The 17410-nt window shown below is 62.4% G+C and carries 16 protein-coding genes and 1 pseudogene; 8 read left to right on the forward strand and 9 right to left on the reverse strand.

Annotated elements, in window-relative coordinates:
* The first annotated feature begins 28 nt into the window (after positions 1–28).
* Complete coding sequence (locus tag ACIQUS_RS13335; protein WP_403047640.1) at positions 29–610, forward strand: DJ-1/PfpI family protein; 582 nt, start codon at positions 29–31, stop codon at positions 608–610.
* An 85-nt stretch (positions 611–695) separates the two neighbouring features.
* Here the strand turns inward: ACIQUS_RS13335 and ACIQUS_RS13340 are convergent, their stop codons facing one another.
* Entirely contained in the window at positions 696–2219 is a 1524-nt protein-coding gene (locus tag ACIQUS_RS13340) for a fumarate hydratase (RefSeq protein ID WP_403047641.1), read from the reverse strand.
* 250 nt (positions 2220–2469) lie between these two features.
* Between ACIQUS_RS13340 and ACIQUS_RS13345 the strand changes: the two genes are divergently transcribed.
* On the forward strand, positions 2470–3408 hold the full coding sequence (locus ACIQUS_RS13345) for an iron-sulfur-binding ferredoxin reductase (RefSeq protein ID WP_403047642.1): 939 nt from the start codon (positions 2470–2472) through the stop codon (positions 3406–3408).
* Positions 3409–3452: 44 nt separating this feature from the next.
* On the opposite strand, the gene pyk is transcribed toward ACIQUS_RS13345, so the two are convergent.
* On the reverse strand, positions 3453–4904 hold the full coding sequence (gene pyk / locus ACIQUS_RS13350; RefSeq protein WP_403047643.1) for a pyruvate kinase: 1452 nt from the start codon (positions 4902–4904) through the stop codon (positions 3453–3455).
* Between the two features lie 246 nt (positions 4905–5150).
* Here pyk and ACIQUS_RS13355 point away from each other — a divergent pair, with 246 nt between their 5' ends.
* The 3 genes from ACIQUS_RS13355 to sbcB all read left to right on the forward strand — a co-directional run bounded on the left by ACIQUS_RS13355 (position 5151) and on the right by sbcB (position 7517).
* On the forward strand, positions 5151–5537 hold the full coding sequence (locus ACIQUS_RS13355) for a tol-pal system YbgF family protein (RefSeq protein ID WP_403047645.1): 387 nt from the start codon (positions 5151–5153) through the stop codon (positions 5535–5537).
* A 125-nt stretch (positions 5538–5662) separates the two neighbouring features.
* A complete protein-coding gene (locus tag ACIQUS_RS13360; RefSeq protein WP_403047646.1) occupies positions 5663–6022 on the forward strand; it encodes a PilZ domain-containing protein in 360 nt (119 codons plus the stop codon).
* Between the two features lie 64 nt (positions 6023–6086).
* On the forward strand, positions 6087–7517 hold the full coding sequence (gene sbcB, locus ACIQUS_RS13365) for an exodeoxyribonuclease I (RefSeq protein WP_403047648.1): 1431 nt from the start codon (positions 6087–6089) through the stop codon (positions 7515–7517).
* A gap of 76 nt (positions 7518–7593) precedes the next feature.
* Here the strand turns inward: sbcB and mvaT are convergent, their stop codons facing one another.
* The gene (gene mvaT / locus ACIQUS_RS13370; protein ID WP_403047649.1) at positions 7594–7971 is read right to left on the reverse strand and encodes a histone-like nucleoid-structuring protein MvaT; all 378 of its coding nucleotides are present in this window, start codon (positions 7969–7971) and stop codon (positions 7594–7596) included.
* A 313-nt stretch (positions 7972–8284) separates the two neighbouring features.
* On the opposite strand from mvaT, the gene purU reads away from it, so the two are divergent.
* Positions 8285–9136, forward strand: coding sequence for a formyltetrahydrofolate deformylase (gene purU, locus ACIQUS_RS13375; RefSeq protein ID WP_285862713.1), 852 nt, complete (start codon positions 8285–8287; stop codon positions 9134–9136).
* A 23-nt stretch (positions 9137–9159) separates the two neighbouring features.
* Positions 9160–9333, forward strand: coding sequence for a hypothetical protein (locus tag ACIQUS_RS13380; RefSeq protein ID WP_403047652.1), 174 nt, complete (start codon positions 9160–9162; stop codon positions 9331–9333).
* Here ACIQUS_RS13380 and ACIQUS_RS13385 read toward each other — a convergent pair.
* The 5 genes and pseudogenes from ACIQUS_RS13385 to ACIQUS_RS13405 all read right to left on the reverse strand — a co-directional run.
* Positions 9308–10312, reverse strand: coding sequence for a lysylphosphatidylglycerol synthase transmembrane domain-containing protein (locus tag ACIQUS_RS13385; RefSeq protein WP_403047654.1), 1005 nt, complete (start codon positions 10310–10312; stop codon positions 9308–9310). The genes ACIQUS_RS13380 and ACIQUS_RS13385 overlap by 26 nt on opposite strands.
* Positions 10309–11070 (reverse strand): DUF2334 domain-containing protein, encoded by a 762-nt coding sequence (locus ACIQUS_RS13390; RefSeq protein ID WP_403047655.1) that lies wholly within the window; start codon positions 11068–11070, stop codon positions 10309–10311. The genes ACIQUS_RS13385 and ACIQUS_RS13390 overlap by 4 nt, the downstream gene beginning before the upstream one ends.
* On the reverse strand, positions 11063–12184 hold the full coding sequence (locus tag ACIQUS_RS13395) for a glycosyltransferase family 4 protein (RefSeq protein WP_403047769.1): 1122 nt from the start codon (positions 12182–12184) through the stop codon (positions 11063–11065). The genes ACIQUS_RS13390 and ACIQUS_RS13395 overlap by 8 nt, the downstream gene beginning before the upstream one ends.
* Before the next feature lie 141 nt (positions 12185–12325).
* Complete coding sequence (locus tag ACIQUS_RS13400; RefSeq protein WP_403047771.1) at positions 12326–13090, reverse strand: methyl-accepting chemotaxis protein; 765 nt, start codon at positions 13088–13090, stop codon at positions 12326–12328.
* A 93-nt stretch (positions 13091–13183) separates the two neighbouring features.
* Positions 13184–14440: pseudogene (locus ACIQUS_RS13405) on the reverse strand (cache domain-containing protein); the annotation flags it as partial.
* On the opposite strand from ACIQUS_RS13405, the gene ACIQUS_RS13410 reads away from it, so the two are divergent.
* Positions 14376–15854, forward strand: a complete 1479-nt coding sequence (locus tag ACIQUS_RS13410) for a helicase HerA-like domain-containing protein (RefSeq protein ID WP_403047657.1) — start codon at positions 14376–14378, stop codon at positions 15852–15854. The pseudogene ACIQUS_RS13405 and the gene ACIQUS_RS13410 overlap by 65 nt on opposite strands.
* 49 nt (positions 15855–15903) lie before the next feature.
* On the opposite strand, the gene ACIQUS_RS13415 is transcribed toward ACIQUS_RS13410, so the two are convergent.
* Positions 15904–17376, reverse strand: coding sequence for an inorganic phosphate transporter (locus tag ACIQUS_RS13415; protein ID WP_403047659.1), 1473 nt, complete (start codon positions 17374–17376; stop codon positions 15904–15906).
* Between the last annotated feature and the right edge of the window lie 34 nt (positions 17377–17410).

The following is a 17410-nucleotide window of genomic DNA, read 5'->3' on the forward strand; positions in this document are numbered from 1 at the left end:
TTTCCAAACACCTGAAGGAGTTGATGGCATGGCCGCGAAGAAAATTCTGATGCTGGTGGGCGACTACGTTGAAGACTATGAAGTGATGGTGCCGTTCCAGGCCTTGCAGATGGTCGGGCACACCGTGCATGCGGTGTGTCCAGGCAAGCGCGCGGGGCAGACGGTGCGCACGGCCATCCACGATTTTGAAGGTGATCAGACCTACAGTGAAAAGCCCGGGCACAACTTCGCCTTGAACTTCGACTTCGACCAGGTCAAGGCCGAAGGCTACGACGCACTGCTGATCCCCGGTGGGCGGGCACCGGAATACTTGCGCCTGAACGAGCAGGTGCTGGCCTTGGTGAAGGCCATCGACAAGGCGGGCAAGCCCATTGCCGCAGTGTGCCACGGCGCCCAGTTGCTGGCGGCGGCAGGTGTGCTGGAAGGGCGGGAGTGCAGTGCGTATCCGGCCTGTGCACCGGAAGTACGCCTGGCCGGTGGGCAGTTCGTCGAGATTGGCGTCGATCAGGCGCATGTGCAGGGCAACCTGGCCTCGGCCCCTGCGTGGCCGGCACATCCGGCGTGGCTGGCGGGTTTCCTGCAGTTGCTGGGTACCCGTATTACTTTGTAGGAACAGCTGGCCTCTTCGCGGGGCAACAAAAAAGCGGCAGGGGATGACCCTGCCGCTTTTTTCAGTGCTAGTAAATCCCGAAGGCTTACTTCACTTCCACCGCCAGGCTCTCGGCGATCTTGCTTTGCCAGATCGCGGGACCTGTGATGTGTACCGACTCACCGTTGCTGTCGACCGCAACGGTAACCGGCATGTCCTTGACCTCGAACTCGTAGATCGCTTCCATGCCAAGTTCGGCAAAGGCCAGGACCTTGGACTTCTTGATCGCCTGGGCCACCAGGTAGGCGGCGCCGCCGACGGCCATCAGGTACACGGCCTTGTTGTCCTTGATCGCGTCGATGGCGGTCGGGCCGCGCTCGGACTTGCCGATCATGCCCAGCAGGCCGGTCTGCTCGAGGATCTGGCGGGTGAACTTGTCCATCCGCGTGGCGGTGGTCGGACCGGCAGGGCCCACGACTTCGTCGCCTACCGGATCAACCGGGCCGACGTAGTAGATGAAGCGACCCTTGAGGTCGACCGGCAGTTCTTCGCCCTTGTTGAGCATCTCGACCATGCGCTTGTGCGCGGCGTCGCGGCCGGTCAGCATCTTGCCGTTGAGCAGGATGGTTTCGCCCGGCTTCCAGCTCTGTACGTCTTCCGGGGTCAGGGTGTCGAGGTCGACGCGGCGGGCCGACGGACCGGCTTCCCAGACGATTTCCGGGTAGGCGTCCAGCGATGGCGCTTCCAGGTCGGCCGGGCCCGAACCGTCGAGCACGAAGTGGGCGTGACGGGTGGCGGCGCAGTTGGGGATCATGCACACCGGCAAGGACGCGGCATGGGTCGGGTAGTCCATGATCTTGACGTCGAGCACGGTGGTCAGGCCGCCCAGGCCCTGGGCACCGATGCCCAGCTGGTTGACCTTCTCGAACAGCTCCAGGCGGATCTCTTCGATGCGGTTCTGCGGGCCACGGGCCTTGAGCTCATGGATGTCGATGGATTCCATCAACACTTCCTTGGCCATGACGGCGGCTTTCTCGGCGGTACCGCCGATGCCGATGCCGAGCATGCCTGGTGGGCACCAGCCGGCACCCATGGTCGGAACGGTCTTCAGAACCCAGTCGACGATCGAGTCGGACGGGTTGAGCATGGCCATTTTCGACTTGTTCTCGGAGCCGCCGCCTTTGGCTGCCACGTCCACTTCCACGGTGTTGCCCGGGACGATGGAGTAGTGGATGACCGCAGGGGTGTTGTCCTTGGTGTTCTTGCGCGCGCCTGCCGGGTCGGCAAGGATGGATGCACGCAGGACGTTTTCCGGCAGGTTGTAGGCGCGGCGCACGCCTTCGTTGATCATGTCGTCCAGGCTCATGGTCGCGCCATCCCAGCGCACGTCCATACCGACGCGTACGAACACGGTGACGATACCGGTGTCCTGGCAGATCGGGCGGTGGCCGGTGGCGCACATGCGCGAGTTGATCAGGATCTGGGCGATGGAGTCGCGGGCAGCAGGCGACTCTTCACGCAGGTAGGCCTCGTGCATGGCCTGGATGAAATCCACGGGGTGGTAGTACGAAATGAACTGCAGGGCGTCGGCAACGCTCTGAATCAGGTCGTCTTGCTTGATCACGGTCATGCAGCGCGCTCCTCTTAAAGACGGGAACATTCAATAAGGTATTCCGACGCGGACAGGCCGAGGTGTCGAAACGACCTTTCACGGCGCACCGCGGACGGGCCGGCGGCGCAAAAAAGGCGCGGCAGTATAGCGTGCATCGGCCCCGGGTACACGCGTCAGTGGTCTAACGAAGGTCGGCAGCGGGTCGGCACTGTTTTTGCGTAGGGCTGTTTATGCAACTATGGCTGTCTGAATACCGGGGAGAACGTTGATGCCTGAATTGCGGGTAGGTGAGCGGCAGTGGACGGTGTCGCCGGGCTGCAATCTGCTCGATGCCTTGAACGAGGCGGGGCTGAGCGTGCCCTACAGCTGTCGCGCCGGCAGTTGCCATGCCTGCCTGGTGCGCTGCCTGCAAGGTCAGCCGCAAGATGCACGGCCCGATGCCCTGGGGGCGGCGCAGCGCCAGTCTGGCTGGCGATTGTCCTGCCAGTGCCGGGTCGAGGAGGATCTGCAGGTTGCCCTGTTCGATCCCGTGCAGGACGGTATCGGCGCCAGCGTGGTCGGCCTCGACTGGCTGAGCCCGACGGTATTGCGCCTGCGCCTGGAGCCTGCGCGTGCACTGCGCTATCAGGCCGGCCAGCACCTGGTGCTGTGGAGCGCCACTGGCGTGGCGCGGCCTTATTCGCTGGCAAGCTTGCCTGGCGATGAGCGTTTTCTGGAGTTTCACCTCGACTGCCGTCGGCCCGGGGCATTCTGCGATGCGGCGCGCCAGCTGCAAGTAGGCGATACCCTGCGTCTGGGCGAGTTGCGCGGCGGCGCCTTGCACTACGACGCCGAGTGGCAGGAGCGTCCGCTCTGGCTACTGGCGGCGGGAACGGGGCTGGCGCCGTTGTGGGGTATTCTGCGTGAAGCCCTGCGCCAGCAGCATCGGGGGGATATTCGCTTGATTCACCTGGCCCACGACGCCCGTGAGCACTATCAGGCCCAAGCGCTGAGCGCACTGGCTGAGCGTCACCCGCACTTGCAGGTCGAATGCTTGACCCCGCAGGAACTGCCTCAGGCCCTGGCGGCCCTGCGTTTGTCGTCACGGCAGACGGTTGCATTGGCCTGTGGCTCACCGGCCAGTGTCGAGCAGTTTTCCCGTCGGCTGTTCCTGGCCGGGTTGCCGCGAAACCAGCTGTACGCCGATGTCTTCACCGAACACGCATAAAAAAACCGCAGCACAGGCTGCGGTTTTTTCATTGCATCAGCGGATCAGACCAGCGAATCACCGACATGCAGGATCTTCATGCCGTTGGTGCCACCGATGGTGTGGTAGCTGTCGCCTTTGGTCAGGATCACCCAGTCACCGGGCTCGACCATGCCGCGCTTGAGCAACTCGTCGACGGCGGCCTGGCTGACTTTCTCCGGCGGCAAGGCAGCCGGGTCGAAGGCAATCGGGTAGACACCGCGGAACATCGAGGCGCGTGCCTGGGTGGCGCGGTGCGGCGACAGGGCGAAGATCGGCACCGAAGAGCGCAGGCGCGACATGATCAGCGGGGTGTAACCACTTTCGGTGAGGGCGATGATCGCCTTGACGCCCGGGAAGTGGTTGGCGGTGTACATGGCCGCCAGGGCGATGCTTTCGTCGCAGCGCTCGAAGGTGGTGTGCAGGCGGTGGCTGGACTTCTGGCTGGTCGGGTGCTTTTCAGCGCCCTGGCAGATGCGTGCCATGGCCTGGACCGCCTCGATCGGGTAGGCGCCGGCGGCACTTTCGGCCGAGAGCATGACCGCATCGGTGTTATCCAGCACGGCGTTGGCCACGTCGGACACTTCGGCGCGGGTCGGCATCGGATTCTGGATCATCGATTCCATCATCTGCGTGGCGACGATCACGGCCTTGTTGTTGCGGCGAGCGTGCTGGATGATCTTTTTCTGGATCGCGATCAGCTCGGCGTCGCCGATTTCCACGCCCAGGTCGCCACGGGCAACCATCACTGCATCACTGGCGGCGATCAGACCGTCGAGGGTCTCGTCGTCGGCCACGGCTTCGGCGCGTTCGATCTTGGCTACCAGCCAGGCGCTGCCGCCGGCTTCGTCGCGCAGGCGACGGGCATATTGCATGTCGCTGGCGTCACGCGGGAACGAAACGGCCAGGTAGTCCAGGTCCATTTCGGCGGCCAGCTTGATGTCGGCCTTGTCTTTTTCGGTCAGGGCCGGGGCGGTCAGGCCGCCACCTTTGCGGTTGATGCCCTTGTGGTCGGACAGCGGGCCGCCGATCAACACCGAGCAGTGCAGGGAATCGTGGGTGGCGGATTCCACGCGCATGACCACGCGGCCGTCGTCGAGCAGCAGCTCGTCACCGACGCCGCAGTCCTTGACCAGGTCCGGATAGTCGATGCCGACGATTTCCTGGGTGCCTTCGGTCAGGGGGTGGGCGGTGGAGAAGGTGAAGCGGTCACCGACTTTGAGTTCGATGCGCTTGTTGGCGAATTTGGCGATGCGAATCTTCGGGCCTTGCAGGTCGCCGAGCAGTGCTACGTGGCGACCCAGTTTTGCCGCGATGTCACGGATCAGGCGGGCGCGGGCCTTGTGCTCATCGGGGGTGCCGTGGGAGAAGTTCAGGCGAGCGACATCCAGGCCGGCAAGGATCAGTTGTTCGATGACTTGCGGCGAGTTGCTGGCGGGGCCAAGGGTGGCGACGATTTTGGTACGGCGGATGGTCATGCACAGACTCCTATAGTGACACGCTGCGAAAGGCTACTCTGGAATTTCGCTGTAGTCATTGTTCCTTTGCACTACCTGCTTGAGGGGGCGTGGGGCGTTTGAACGGGGTGCGGGTTGATTGGGCGGGTTGGGCGCTGGCAGATGAACAGTGGATAAGCCCCAGAGCTGAACGCCACCACAGAACTCGGCCCACCTATAGATTTGCCAGCAAACGCCGATACACTGCTCATTAAAGGAGATCCCCCCATGCGAGCCTTGATCGTTCTAGCCCTGGCGACCAGTGTCGTCGGCTGCACCCGCTGGTCGATGGACCATCATCTGAACAACGCCTACCGCGCCTACGACCGCGGCAACTGCGAGCGCGTCATGCTCGAACTGTCGCAGGTCGATCGCACCAGCCAGGCACGACCGTTCATCCACCCGGAAGTCTCGATGCTGCGCGGCCAGTGCCTGGAGCGCCAGAAGCTCTACGTCGACGCTGCCCAGACCTACCAGTACATCATCGCCCGCTATCCGCAGAACGAATACGCCTACCGCGCCCGCGCCCGCCTGCAGACCCTGGAACAACTGGGCCATCTGCGTAGTGGCGAAGCGGCCATAGCCCGGCCGGCAACCACAACGCCTTGGCGTTAATACTAAAGAGCATGAGTCACATTGTGACGCGGGGTACAGGTTGCGCTAATCTTGTTGCTGAAGAACAGGTAAAACAGCAGCACTAGCGCGACCCTGCTAAAGGGTCTCCGACAGCGATACCAACCATGTTTGACGAGCGCCACATCGAGCGTCATCAGCTCCCTTACTTCCTCAAAGTCTTCAACCGCTATACCGATCAGCCCATCGGCTACCTGGGTAACGTGTCCGAAGACGGCCTGATGCTGATCAGCCAGCTACCCATGCTGGTCGGCCCGGATTTCGAGTTGCAACTCAAAGTGCCGGTCCGCCGGGGTGGCGTGCACCTGATCAACCTCACTGCCAGTTGCCTGTGGTGTCACGAAGACCAGACCCCGGGCCATTACGATTCCGGCTTCATGCTGCTGCAGGCCCCCCGCGAGTACGAGCAGCTGGTGCGCGCCCTGCGCGGCTATTTCAGCTTCCATCCGTTGAACGCCTCGGCCTGATCAGGCTGGCCGTGACAGGCGACTGGCCCTAGACTCTGGTCGATCTTCTGTTCAGGACGACCCCGTGAGCTCCAGCATCTTCTGGCACGACTACGAAACCACCGGCATCAACCCTCGCAATGACCGGCCACTGCAGGTGGCCGGCGTGCGCACCGACCTCGACCTCAACGAGATCGAGGCCCCGGTCAATCTGTATTGCCAACCCAGCGATGACATCCTGCCGCATCCGGCCGCCTGCCTGGTCACCGGTATCACGCCGGCGCAATTGGCCAGTCGCGGCTTGCGTGAAGCCGAATTCATGACCCGGGTGCATGCCGAACTGGCCCGCCCTGGCACCTGTGGGGCAGGCTACAACAGCCTGCGCTTCGACGACGAGGTCACCCGCTACAGCCTGTACCGCAACTTCTTCGATCCTTATGCCCGCGAATGGCAAGGCGGCAACAGCCGCTGGGATCTGATCGATGTGGTGCGCGCAGCCTATGCCCTGCGCCCCGATGGCATCGTCTGGCCGCAACAGGAAGGGCGGACCAGCCTGCGCCTGGAGTTGCTGACGGCCGCCAACGGCATCGACCATGGCCAGGCTCACGAAGCCCTCAGTGATGTGCGGGCTACCATTGCGCTTGCACGTTTGATCCGACAGAAACAGCCGAAACTCTATGACTGGTTGTTTCAATTACGCAGTAAACAGAAAGTTCTGGATCAGATTCGTCTGCTTCAGCCGCTGGTGCATATCTCCGGCCGTTTCTCTGCTGAGCGCAATTACCTTGGTGTCGTTTTGCCATTGGCCTGGCATCCGCGTAACCGTAATGCCCTGATTGTCTGTGACCTGCACCTGGACCCGCAGCCATTGTTGCAGGAAGACGGCGATACGTTGCGTCAGCGTTTATACAGCCGACGTGATGAAATGCTCGAGGGGCAATTACCGGTACCCTTGAAGTTGGTGCATATCAATCGCTGCCCGGTGGTTGCGCCTTTGTCCGTATTGCGTGAACAAGATCAGCAACGCCTGGGGCTGGACATGTCCTTGCTGCAAGCGCGGGCATTGAGCCTGAGTGCGGCTCAATCCATCTGGCAGGACAAACTGCAGGCGATCTATCGCGAGGAAGAGTTTTCCCCGAGTGAGGATCCTGAGCAGCAGTTGTATGACGGTTTTATCGGTGATCGCGACAGACGCCTGTGCGAACAAGTGCGCAGTGTAGATCCGCATCAATTGGGCCAGGGGCACTGGATGTTCGATGATGAACGATTGCCCGAGCTGCTGTTTCGCTACCGTGCGCGCAATTTCATCGAGACCTTGAATGAACAGGAGCTGCAACGCTGGCAGCTGTTCTGCCAGCAGCGCCTCTGCGACCCGCAGATGGGCGCGCCGAACACCGTGGGGGATTTCGAGCAGGCCCTGCAAGGCTGCTGGGACAGCGCCGATGCCGCGCAGCGGGAATTGCTCGGACAATGGCGGGCTCATGTCCAGGGGCTGAAATCGCAGTTTGGACTGTGAGCGACAAGTGACAATAAAAAAACGCCAGCAAGCTGGCGTTTTTATCAGTGCAACATCAGGTTGCGCTGGCAGGTGATTAACCCAGCAGGGTTGCCCAGCCTTCAACCACATCGCCACCCCACTTGGCTTTCCACTCTTTCAGGGTTTTGTGGTTGCCACCTTTGGTCTCGATGACTTCACCGTTGTGCGGGTTCTTGTACTGTTTGACCTTGCGTGCACGCTTGGTGCCGGCAGTTTTAACAGCGCCACGCGGTGCTTTCACCGATTTGGCTTCTGGGTCGAGCAGAGCAATGATATCGCGCAGCGACTTCTGATATTCGCCCATCAGGTTGCGCAGTTTGCCTTCGAACTCCAGCTCTTTCTTCAGCTTGTCGTCATTCGACAGGTTGGCCAGGCGGGCTTGCAGTTCTTTGATGGCTTCTTCTGTAGCGCGATATTCGTTGATCAGGGACATTGGCTATTCCTTGGGAATGAGGTGTCAGGTAGACAGTGGGGCAATAATAGTCAGGGCGTAGTGCCAAGTAAACATCAAACTTGGCAATTAACCGGTCGTGAGTTAATCGCTTCGATAGAAAACATTAAGAAAAATTTACAAACTAACGCGATCCGATAACACCCAACTTGGCCGCCACGCGGTACGGTCCGTGGCCTTGGCCTGTCAATCACGCGCTGCAGGCGAGGGCGACAGGACGCCTGCATTGCCTACTGCAGTTTTTCCGGGCACTCGCTAGAATGTGCGCCTTTGCGAAGTTTCTGGAGTCTCTTTCATGCGCACCTACCGGCTGGTGATTGCTTGCCCCGACCGCGTTGGCATCGTCGCCAAAGTCAGTAATTTTCTGGCGTCCTATAACGGCTGGATCAACGAAGCGAGCCATCACTCCGATGAGCAGAGCGGTTGGTTCTTCATGCGCCACGAGATTCGCGCCGAGAGTCTGCCCTTCGGTATCGAGGCGTTTCGCGAGGCGTTCGCGCCGATTGCCGAAGAGTTTTCCATGGTCTGGCGCATTACCGATACCGACCAGAAAAAACGCGTGGTGCTGATGGCCAGCCGTGAATCCCACTGCCTGGCCGACCTCTTGCACCGCTGGCACGCCAAGGAACTGGAGTGCGACATCCCATGCGTGATCTCCAACCACAATGACCTGCGCAGCATGGTCGAGTGGCATGGTATTCCGTTCTTCCATGTTCCGGTCGACCCACAGGACAAACAACCGGCCTTCGCCGAGGTCTCGCGCCTGGTCAAGGAGCACGGAGCCGATGTCGTGGTGCTGGCCCGTTACATGCAGATCCTGCCGCCGCAGCTGTGCCAGGAGTACGCCCAGCAGGTGATCAATATCCACCACAGCTTCCTGCCGTCCTTCGTCGGCGCCAAGCCGTATCACCAGGCCTCCCTGCGTGGGGTCAAGCTGATCGGTGCTACCTGCCACTACGTAACCGAAGAGCTGGACGCCGGTCCCATCATCGAGCAGGACGTGGTACGCGTCAGCCACAGCGACAGCATCGAGGACATGGTCCGTTTCGGCCGCGATGTCGAGAAGATGGTCCTGGCCCGTGGCCTGCGCTACCACCTGGAAGACCGCGTGCTGGTTCACGGCAACAAGACGGTGGTTTTCAACTAAGCGCCGTGGCAGGAGGTTGCAGCATGGCCGATCCCTTCGACAGGGCAGCCTCCAAGGCCCCGCCGACCCTCGGCGAGGGCTGCCTGAGCCGTTACGACCCGGCTGCGCTGGGTCATGACGACGGCACTGATTTTCCCGGGGCCGCCGAGCTGTGGGAGCAGTTGCAGGGTACTAGCGACGCGTCCGTGCCTGAGTGATACCCAGGCGTTCCAGCACGGGGCGGCCCAGCAGGCAGAGAAAAACCGGACCCCCGGCAAACAGATAGAAATAGTAGGTCACCGCCCGCCAGATCACGATGGCCGCGGCGGCCGTCGACTTGCCCACCAGTGGCGTCAGCAGGCTGGCAGAGGTGAGTTCGGCGGCGCCTGCACCGCCGGGTAACAGGCTGAACTGTCCGGCGCTGAGGGCGAGCATCTGCACCAGGAAGCTCACGATCCACTGCAGGTCCACGCCCAGCCCGCGAAGGGCCAGGTACAGCACGCTGTAACGCAACCCCCAGTGCACGCAGGTGAGGGCGAACACCAGGGCCAGTGTGCGCTTGGGCAAGCGCCAGGTGTCGGCCAGGGCACGGAAAAAATGCAGCACTTTTCGTGTCCAGCGGCGACGTCGGGCTGGCGATACCTTCAGTTTGCGCAGCAATCGGCCATTGAGGCGCAGCATTGGCCGTCGATAACCCACCAGCGCCACGGTACCCGCCAGTACGCCGGCCATCAGCAGGGCACTGCCTGCCAGCAAGGCTTGCAGGCTGTGGTTGAGGGTGTGGAACAGTGCGTAGCCGGCAATCCCCAGCAGGGCACAGAGGAAGAACAGCAAGTCGTTGATCTGGTCGGCGGCGAACACCGCGCTACTGCGTGCCGGGGCGATGCGGTCGCGGGCCAGCAAGGCCATCAGGGTCAGTGGCCCACCACTGCCTGCGGGCGTGGTGCAGATGGCGAACTCGGTGGCCATGATCACCCCCAGGCTTCTGATTCGGCCCAGGTTGCTGCCCTGGCTGCCCAACAGCAGGCGCAGGCGAATGGCATTGATGATCCAGCACAGCAGGATCATGCCCAGCAGCCCCAACAGCAGACCGGGGGCGAAGGCGCGCAAGCGTGTCAGTAGATCCGTGCCGCCGAGCAAGGCAGGCACCAGCAGCGCCATCAACAACGCCAGCAGCAGCCAGAGCGAACGCCTCATCCCGCCTGCCTGCTGGCCAACCAGGCGGACTTGGTCAGGGGTGTGCGGCCCTGCTGCATCAAGTGCTGCAAGGTGCGCATCCAGTAGCGGCGGGAGTATTCATGGCGCATGTCCACCGGGTGCAGGCCCAGGCGTATCACCGGCGCCAGGTCGAAGCGGGCCAGCTGCCAGTCGCAGACCATCCGTGACATACCCCGGCGCCAGGCACTGCGGGCGCTCCAGACCAGTCCGGGGGCGGTGATCGGGGTGAAATCCGGCAGTCGGTAGAGATGGCCCGGATCGCTGGTGTACTGCAAGGGCAAGGTCCGCAGGGCCTGGCGGGTGCCTTCGCTCATCAGCCAGGCCGGGGCGACGAAGCCGGCCAGCGGCCAGCCAAAGCGCTGGAACAGGTCCATTCCGGCCTGCAGGCGCTCCAGGGCGATAGCGCGGTCGAGGCTGTAGAACTCGCCTTCGTGGGTATAGACGCGGCGCATGAAATAGTCGCGCGGCGAGCGCGGCGGCGGGCTGTCGTCGGCATGGTGGTAGCCATGCAGGACCAGTTCGTCACCGCGTTGCAGGCGTCGGTCGAGCATCTGCCGAAAGCCTGCCGCCAGCGCCAGCGGGTCATGCCGGTGAAAGTCCGGCACCACCAGCCAGGTCATGGGTATATCGCCCAGGGTATCGAGCGTCTCGACAAAGGGCTGGTAGTCCGGCCAGGTCTGCGGCGCCACGTCATGCAGCACCAGCAACAGGCTGCGCCCAGCGGCCGGGTCAGGCATGGACACGTACCGGCAGACCGTGGCCGAGCACGGCCCGGTAATGGGCAAGCAGGCCGTTGACCACAGTGTCCCAGGCGTAGTGCTGTTCGGCGTGATGACGCGCCTGCAGTCCGAGCTGCGCGGCGCCCTGATCGAACACATCGCGTACAGCGCAGGCCATGGCCTGGCCGTTGTTGGGCTGGCACAGGCGACCGAAACGCGGGTCGATAATCTCTTCGAACGCGCCGGCGGCGACGGCAATCACTGGAATCGCGCTGGCCATGGCTTCGAGGATGACCAGGCCGAAGGTTTCCTGGTCGCCCGCATGCACCAGGGCGTCTGCGCTGGCCAGCAGCCGGGCGACCTCGCGGGCCGGGCAGAAGTGGTCGATGACGGTGACATTGGCCGGGACGCTGGTCGGCATGTGCGAACCGACCAGCAGCAAGTGATAGTGCTTGCCCAGGTGCTTCATGCAGTCGAGCAGGACCGGTAGGTTCTTCTCCCGCGAGCCGCGGCCGGCAAACACCAGCAGGTGGGTGTTGTCGGCAAGTTTCAACTGCTGGCGCAAGGCATCGTCGCGATGCTGAGGATGAAAAGTGGCCAGGTCCACCCCCAGGCGTTGCACATGCACATTGCCGATGCCCAACCTGCGAAGCTTGCTGGCCATGACCTGGCTTGGGGCCAGGACACGGTCGAAATTGCCATACAGTTTGCTGACGTAAGCCTCGACATTGGGTGTGAACCAGTTGCCCATGCGGTTGCTGACCAACAGCGGCAAGTCGGAATGGTAGAAACCGATCACCGGCACGTCGAGCTGGCGCCGTGCATCCAAGGCGGCCCAGGCAGTCAGGTAGGGATCGCCGACTTCGATAAGGTCCGGTTGCAGGTCATGCAGGACATTGCGCCAGGGCGCCAGGCGCAGCGGAAAGCGATAGCCGTTGCCGAACGGCAGGGCCGGGGCCGGCACCTGGTAGATGCCATTGGCGTGGCGGGCGCTGGCGCCGGGGATCAACAGGCTGTGGCGCACACCGGGCGTCTGTCCCAGGCGGCGATGTTTGGCATCAAGATAGGTACGCACACCGCCACTGGCAGGGGCGTAGAACATGGTGATGTCAGCGATGTGCACGATCAGCATCCCTCCGAGATCGTCTTCAGGGTGCGTCATCCGTCACAGCCGTGCACGGAATGACGCGCCCTAAGGTTGACCTCTATTAAGGATAGTTTGTTCGATCGCGATGCAGGGGAGGGGCAGCGGCGGGCGCCGCTGCCCGAGGGCTCAGATGCGGAAGCTGCCGACCAGGTGTTTCAGGCGGCTGGCCTGCTGCTCAAGGTCGGCGCAGGCGCGCAGGGTCGACTGCAGGTTCTCGACCCCTTCCTGGTTGAGCATGTTGATTTCGTTGATATCCATGTTGATCGAGTCGACCACGGCGGTCTGCTCTTCGGTGGCAGTGGCCACCGACTGGTTCATGCCGTCGATCTCGCCGATGCGCAGGGTCACGCTGCCCAGGCGCTCACCGGCCTGGTTGGCGATTTCCACGCTGTCCTGGCTGTGGCGCTGGCTCTGGCTCATGGTGTCGACCGACTCGCGGGCGCCGACCTGCAGCTCTTCGATCATGTTCTGCACTTGCTGCGCCGACTCCTGGGTGCGGTGCGCCAGGTTGCGTACTTCATCGGCAACCACGGCAAAACCACGACCTGCCTCACCGGCCCGCGCCGCCTCGATGGCCGCGTTGAGGGCCAGAAGGTTGGTCTGCTGGGAAATGCTGGTGATCACCTCAAGGATCTGGCCGATGTTCACGGTCTTGCTGTTGAGGGTCTCGATGTGCGAGCTGGAAGTGCAGATCAGGTCCGACAGACGGTTCATGGCCTGGATGCTGCGATCGACCACCTGCTGGCCTTCTTCGGCCAGGTGGCGCGCCGAGCTTGCCTGTTGCGAGGCCAGGGCGGCGTTGTGGGCGATCTCCTGGGCGGCGGCGCCGAGCTGGTTGATGGCGGCGGCGACGCTGTTGGTGCGGTTGGCCTGCTCGTCGGAGTTGACCATCGACGAGTTGGAGGCGCTGACCACCCGCAGGGCGACTTCGTTGACCTGTTCGGTGGCCGAGGACACTTCGCGGATCGAGCCGTGGATACGCTCGACGAAGCGGTTGAACGCCGTGCCGAGGATGCCGAATTCGTCCTGGCTGTGCAGGGTCAGGCGCTTGGTCAGGTCGCCTTCGCCTTCGGCGATGTCTTCCATGGCCCGGGTCATGGTATGCAGCGGCTGCAGCAGGACGCGGATCAGCAGGCCGAGCAGGGCGATGATGATGACCACGGCGACCAGGGTGGCGATCACTGCCGAGGTGCGGAAGGTGCTGAGCATCGCGTAGGCCTTGTCCTTGTCCACGGACAGGCCGATGTACCAGTTGGCCGAAGGCAGGCCCTTGACCGGGGCGAAGGTCAGCAGGCGGGTTTCACCATTGAGTTCAACCTCGCTCAGGTCCTTGCTCAGGCGCGGGGTGTTCTGCGGGAACAGGTCCGACAGCGACTTCATCACCAGGTTCTTGTCCGGGTGCACCAGGATCTTGCCCTGGTCGTTGACCAGGAAGGCATAGCCCATGCCGCCGAAGTTCAACGAATTGATGATCTCGGCCAGGCCGTCCAGCGCCAGGTCGCCGCCGACCACGCCGACGTTGCGGGCCGCGGTGGCCACCACCGATATCACCATCTTGCCGGTGCTGACGTCGACATACGGCTCGGTCAGGATCGGGCCGTTGGCGGCCATTCCGTCCTTGTACCAGGGGCGTACGCGCGGGTCGTAGCCATCGGGCATCTTGGTTTGTGGACGAATGGTGAAGCCACCGTCGACATCACCCAGGTAAATAGTCAGAAAACTCGACACCAGGGCTTGTTGTCCCAGCAGCGTGCCGATCTGTTCTTTGTCCGGGAATGCGGCAATGTTCTGGGCCACGTTCTGCACCAGCATGATGCGGCCATCAAACAGGTTCTTGATGTTGGTCGACGTGGTATCACCCATTTGTGCAAGGTAACTTTCCAGGTCTTCGCGAATTGCATTGCGTTGCAGGAAGTCGTTGTACAAAGTGAAAAGGGTGAATGCGATCATGACGATCAGGGAAGCGGCCAGCAGGATCTTGTGGCTGAATCGGAGGCTTTTGTTCATAACGTGTCGGTCCGCTAAGGTCTTATTATCCGGGTCTTTCGCACAAAGAGCAGTTTGAAAGCAGTGCAGGTCCCCTGTCCTTGTCGGGCTTTTCCTGTCTTTCTGGTGGTCTATCGCTAATGTGATATCGGCCGATTCGAGCCAAAGCTTAAACAGAGGGTGAAAAAACATGCCTGATTCTTTGCAGTTCATGCTCGGTGCGGACCTCAGTGGACAGCCGGTCGGCCAGGCCATGCGCCTGGCCAACCGTCATGGCCTGGTCGCTGGCGCCACCGGCACCGGCAAGACCGTGACCCTGCAGCACATGGCCGAAGCCTTCAGCGATGCCGGTGTGGCGGTGTTCGCCGCCGACGTCAAGGGCGACCTCTGTGGCCTGGGCGCGCAGGGCAACCCTCAGGGCAAGGTGGCCGAACGTATTGCCGGCATGCCCTGGCTTGGGCACCGGCCAAAGGCGTATCCGGTCAGCTTGTGGGATGTAAACGGGCAGTCCGGTCATCCATTGCGTACCACCTTGAGCGAAATGGGCCCACTGTTGCTGGGCAACCTGCTGGAACTGACCGACAGTCAACAGGCCGCGCTCTATGCCGCGTTCAAGGTGGCCGACCGTGAAGGCCTGCTATTGCTCGATATCAAGGACCTCAAGGCCCTGCTTGCGCACCTCAAGGACAACCCGCAACTGCTCGGCGAAGACAGTGCGCTGATGACCAGCGGCTCCAGCCAGGCCCTGTTGCGACGCCTGGCGACCCTGGAGCAGCAAGGCGCCGAGGCGTTGTTCGGTGAGCCGGCCCTGCAGCTGGAAGATATCCTGCGCCCTGACGTCGATGGCCGTGGTCGCATTCACCTGCTCGATGCCAGCCGCCTGGTACATGAGGCGCCCAAGGTCTACGCCACCTTCCTGCTCTGGCTGCTGGCCGAGCTGTTCGAGCAACTGCCCGAGCGAGGCGATGCCGACAAGCCGCTGCTGGCGTTGTTCTTCGATGAAGCGCACCTGCTGTTCAACGGTACGCCCAAGGCATTGCAGGACCGGCTGGAGCAGGTGGTCCGGCTGATCCGTTCCAAAGGGGTGGGGGTGTACTTCGTCACCCAGTCGCCCGGCGACCTGCCCGACGATGTCCTGGCACAACTGGGCCTGCGTATCCAGCATGGCTTGCGCGCCTTCACCGCCAAGGAACAGAAGTCGTTGAAAGCCGTGGCCGACGGCTTCCGCCCGAACCCGGATTTCGACACCTTGAGTGTGTTGACCGAGCTCGGAATCGGTGAGGCGCTGGTGGGGATCCTGCAGGAAAAGGGAACGCCCGGTATGGTCCAGCGCGTGTTGATTGCACCGCCCCAGTCGCGAATCGGGCCGCTGAGCGAGGCCGAGCGTGCTGCCCTGATTGCTGCTTCGCCACTGGCCGGACGTTATGACAAGGCGGTGGATCGCGAGTCGGCCTATGAAATGCTCAACGCGCGCAAGGGTGGGGCAGTGGCACCTGACCAGGCACCTGCAGCCGCCGAGGAAAGCCTGGCCGACAAGGCCGGTGAATTCCTCCAGAGTGCCGCCGGGCAAGCGATCAAGTCGGCGGTGCGCCAGGCGGCCAACCAGTTCGGCCGCCAGTTGGTGCGTGGCTTGATGGGGTCGCTGCTCGGTGGCAGCAAGCGCAGGTAGCGCCAACAAAAAAGGCGCCCAAAGGCGCCTTTTTCATGCGTTACAGGGTTCAGCCGATGAACTTGGTCGCCAGCCAGAACAAGGTTGCCGACAGGGCCACGGTGGCTGGCAGGGTCAGGACCCAGGCCAGCAGGATGGTGCGCACCGTGCCGCCTTGCAGGCCGCTCTTGTTCGCCACCATGGTACCGGCCACACCCGAGGACAGTACGTGGGTGGTCGATACCGGCAGGCTGAAGATGTTGGCCATGCCGATGGCGCAGGCTGCGGTGATCTGTGCCGACATACCCTGGGCGTAGGTCATGCCCTGTTTGCCGATCTTCTCGCCGATGGTCAGTACCACACGCTTCCAGCCAACCATGGTACCCAGGCCCAGGGCCAGGGCGACGGCCAGAATCACCCAGAACGGCGCGTATTCGGTGGTGGCGGTCAGGTCCTTGCGCAGTTTCTCCAGGTCAGCCTTCTCGCGTTTCTCCAGGCCCGGGAGTTTGCCGACCTTCTTCGCGGTATCGTCCAGGCAGAGCAGGTAACGACGTACTTCAACGCGTTTTTCCGGGGTCAGCGAGCGGTACTCGGTTACACCTTTGAGCGAGTCGAGCAAGGCGTTGATGGTCGGCTCGGTCTGCTGCGGGTTGCAGCTGAACTGCTCGGGCAGGTCGGTGTCCTGGGCTTTACCCAGGGCCAGGAACTCGCCCAGGGTCGCCTCGTTGCGCTGGTAGAACTGGCTCAGGTGCAGGGTAGCGTCGCGGGTCCGCTCGATCTGGTAAGTGGTGCTGTTCAGGTCGAGGACGAACTGGGCCGGTACGATACCGATCAGTACCAGCATGATCAGGCCGATACCTTTCTGGCCGTCGTTGGAGCCGTGCACGAAGCTCACGCCCATGGCCGAAATCACCAGTACCAGGCGGTTCCAGAACGGCGGGTGCTTCTTGTCGTCGAGCTTGCGACGCTGCTCCGGCGTCTTGTGCATCTTCGACAGCGGTCGCCACCATTTAAGGGCAATCAGCACCAGCGCAGCCACGGCAAAGCCGGCCATGGGCGACAGCACCAGGGACATGCCGATGTCGATCGCTTTCTGCCAGTTGACCCCTTCACCCAGTGGAATGTCGCTGATCAGGGCATTGGCCAGGCCAACCCCGAGGATCGAGCCGATCAGGGTGTGGGAGCTGGAGGCCGGAATACCGAAGTACCAGGTGCCCAGGTTCCAGGCGATGGCGGCGGCCAGCAAGGAGAAGACCATGGCCAGTCCATGACCGGTATTCACATTGATCAGCAACTCCACCGGAAGCAGGTGAACGATGGCATAGGCCACCCCGACACCGCCGAGCAGCACGCCAAGGAAGTTGAACACCCCGGAGAAGAACACCGCCAGGTGCGGGGGCATGGCTTTGGTATAGATGACTGTCGCTACCGCGTTTGCGGTGTCATGAAAGCCATTGATGAACTCGAAGGCGAGTACGAAGGTCAAAGCGAGCAGCAGGCTCACCAGTACCCAGGCATCAAGTCCGCTGAATAAATCGATCATGAAGGTTTTCTGACCCGGTCATAAGGGGGCGCGA

Source organism: Pseudomonas sp. NPDC090755 (assembly GCF_044769005.1).
GTDB lineage: Bacteria > Pseudomonadota > Gammaproteobacteria > Pseudomonadales > Pseudomonadaceae > Aquipseudomonas.

Excerpts from the sequence above, each read along its gene's own strand:
- ACIQUS_RS13335 (WP_403047640.1), top strand. The coding sequence starts at position 29 with ATGGCCGCGAAGAAAATTCTGATGCTGGTGGGCGACTACGTTGAAGAC.
- ACIQUS_RS13340 (WP_403047641.1), bottom strand. The coding sequence starts at position 2,219 with ATGACCGTGATCAAGCAAGACGACCTGATTCAGAGCGTTGCCGACGCC.
- ACIQUS_RS13345 (WP_403047642.1), top strand. The coding sequence starts at position 2,470 with ATGCCTGAATTGCGGGTAGGTGAGCGGCAGTGGACGGTGTCGCCGGGC.
- pyk (WP_403047643.1), bottom strand. The coding sequence starts at position 4,904 with ATGACCATCCGCCGTACCAAAATCGTCGCCACCCTTGGCCCCGCCAGC.
- ACIQUS_RS13355 (WP_403047645.1), top strand. The coding sequence starts at position 5,151 with ATGCGAGCCTTGATCGTTCTAGCCCTGGCGACCAGTGTCGTCGGCTGC.
- ACIQUS_RS13360 (WP_403047646.1), top strand. The coding sequence starts at position 5,663 with ATGTTTGACGAGCGCCACATCGAGCGTCATCAGCTCCCTTACTTCCTC.
- mvaT (WP_403047649.1), bottom strand. The coding sequence starts at position 7,971 with ATGTCCCTGATCAACGAATATCGCGCTACAGAAGAAGCCATCAAAGAA.
- purU (WP_285862713.1), top strand. The coding sequence starts at position 8,285 with ATGCGCACCTACCGGCTGGTGATTGCTTGCCCCGACCGCGTTGGCATC.
- ACIQUS_RS13380 (WP_403047652.1), top strand. The coding sequence starts at position 9,160 with ATGGCCGATCCCTTCGACAGGGCAGCCTCCAAGGCCCCGCCGACCCTC.
- ACIQUS_RS13385 (WP_403047654.1), bottom strand. The coding sequence starts at position 10,312 with ATGAGGCGTTCGCTCTGGCTGCTGCTGGCGTTGTTGATGGCGCTGCTG.
- ACIQUS_RS13390 (WP_403047655.1), bottom strand. The coding sequence starts at position 11,070 with ATGCCTGACCCGGCCGCTGGGCGCAGCCTGTTGCTGGTGCTGCATGAC.
- ACIQUS_RS13395 (WP_403047769.1), bottom strand. The coding sequence starts at position 12,184 with ATGCTGATCGTGCACATCGCTGACATCACCATGTTCTACGCCCCTGCC.
- ACIQUS_RS13400 (WP_403047771.1), bottom strand. The coding sequence starts at position 13,090 with ATGGTCAACTCCGACGAGCAGGCCAACCGCACCAACAGCGTCGCCGCC.
- ACIQUS_RS13410 (WP_403047657.1), top strand. The coding sequence starts at position 14,376 with ATGCCTGATTCTTTGCAGTTCATGCTCGGTGCGGACCTCAGTGGACAG.
- ACIQUS_RS13415 (WP_403047659.1), bottom strand. The coding sequence starts at position 17,376 with ATGATCGATTTATTCAGCGGACTTGATGCCTGGGTACTGGTGAGCCTG.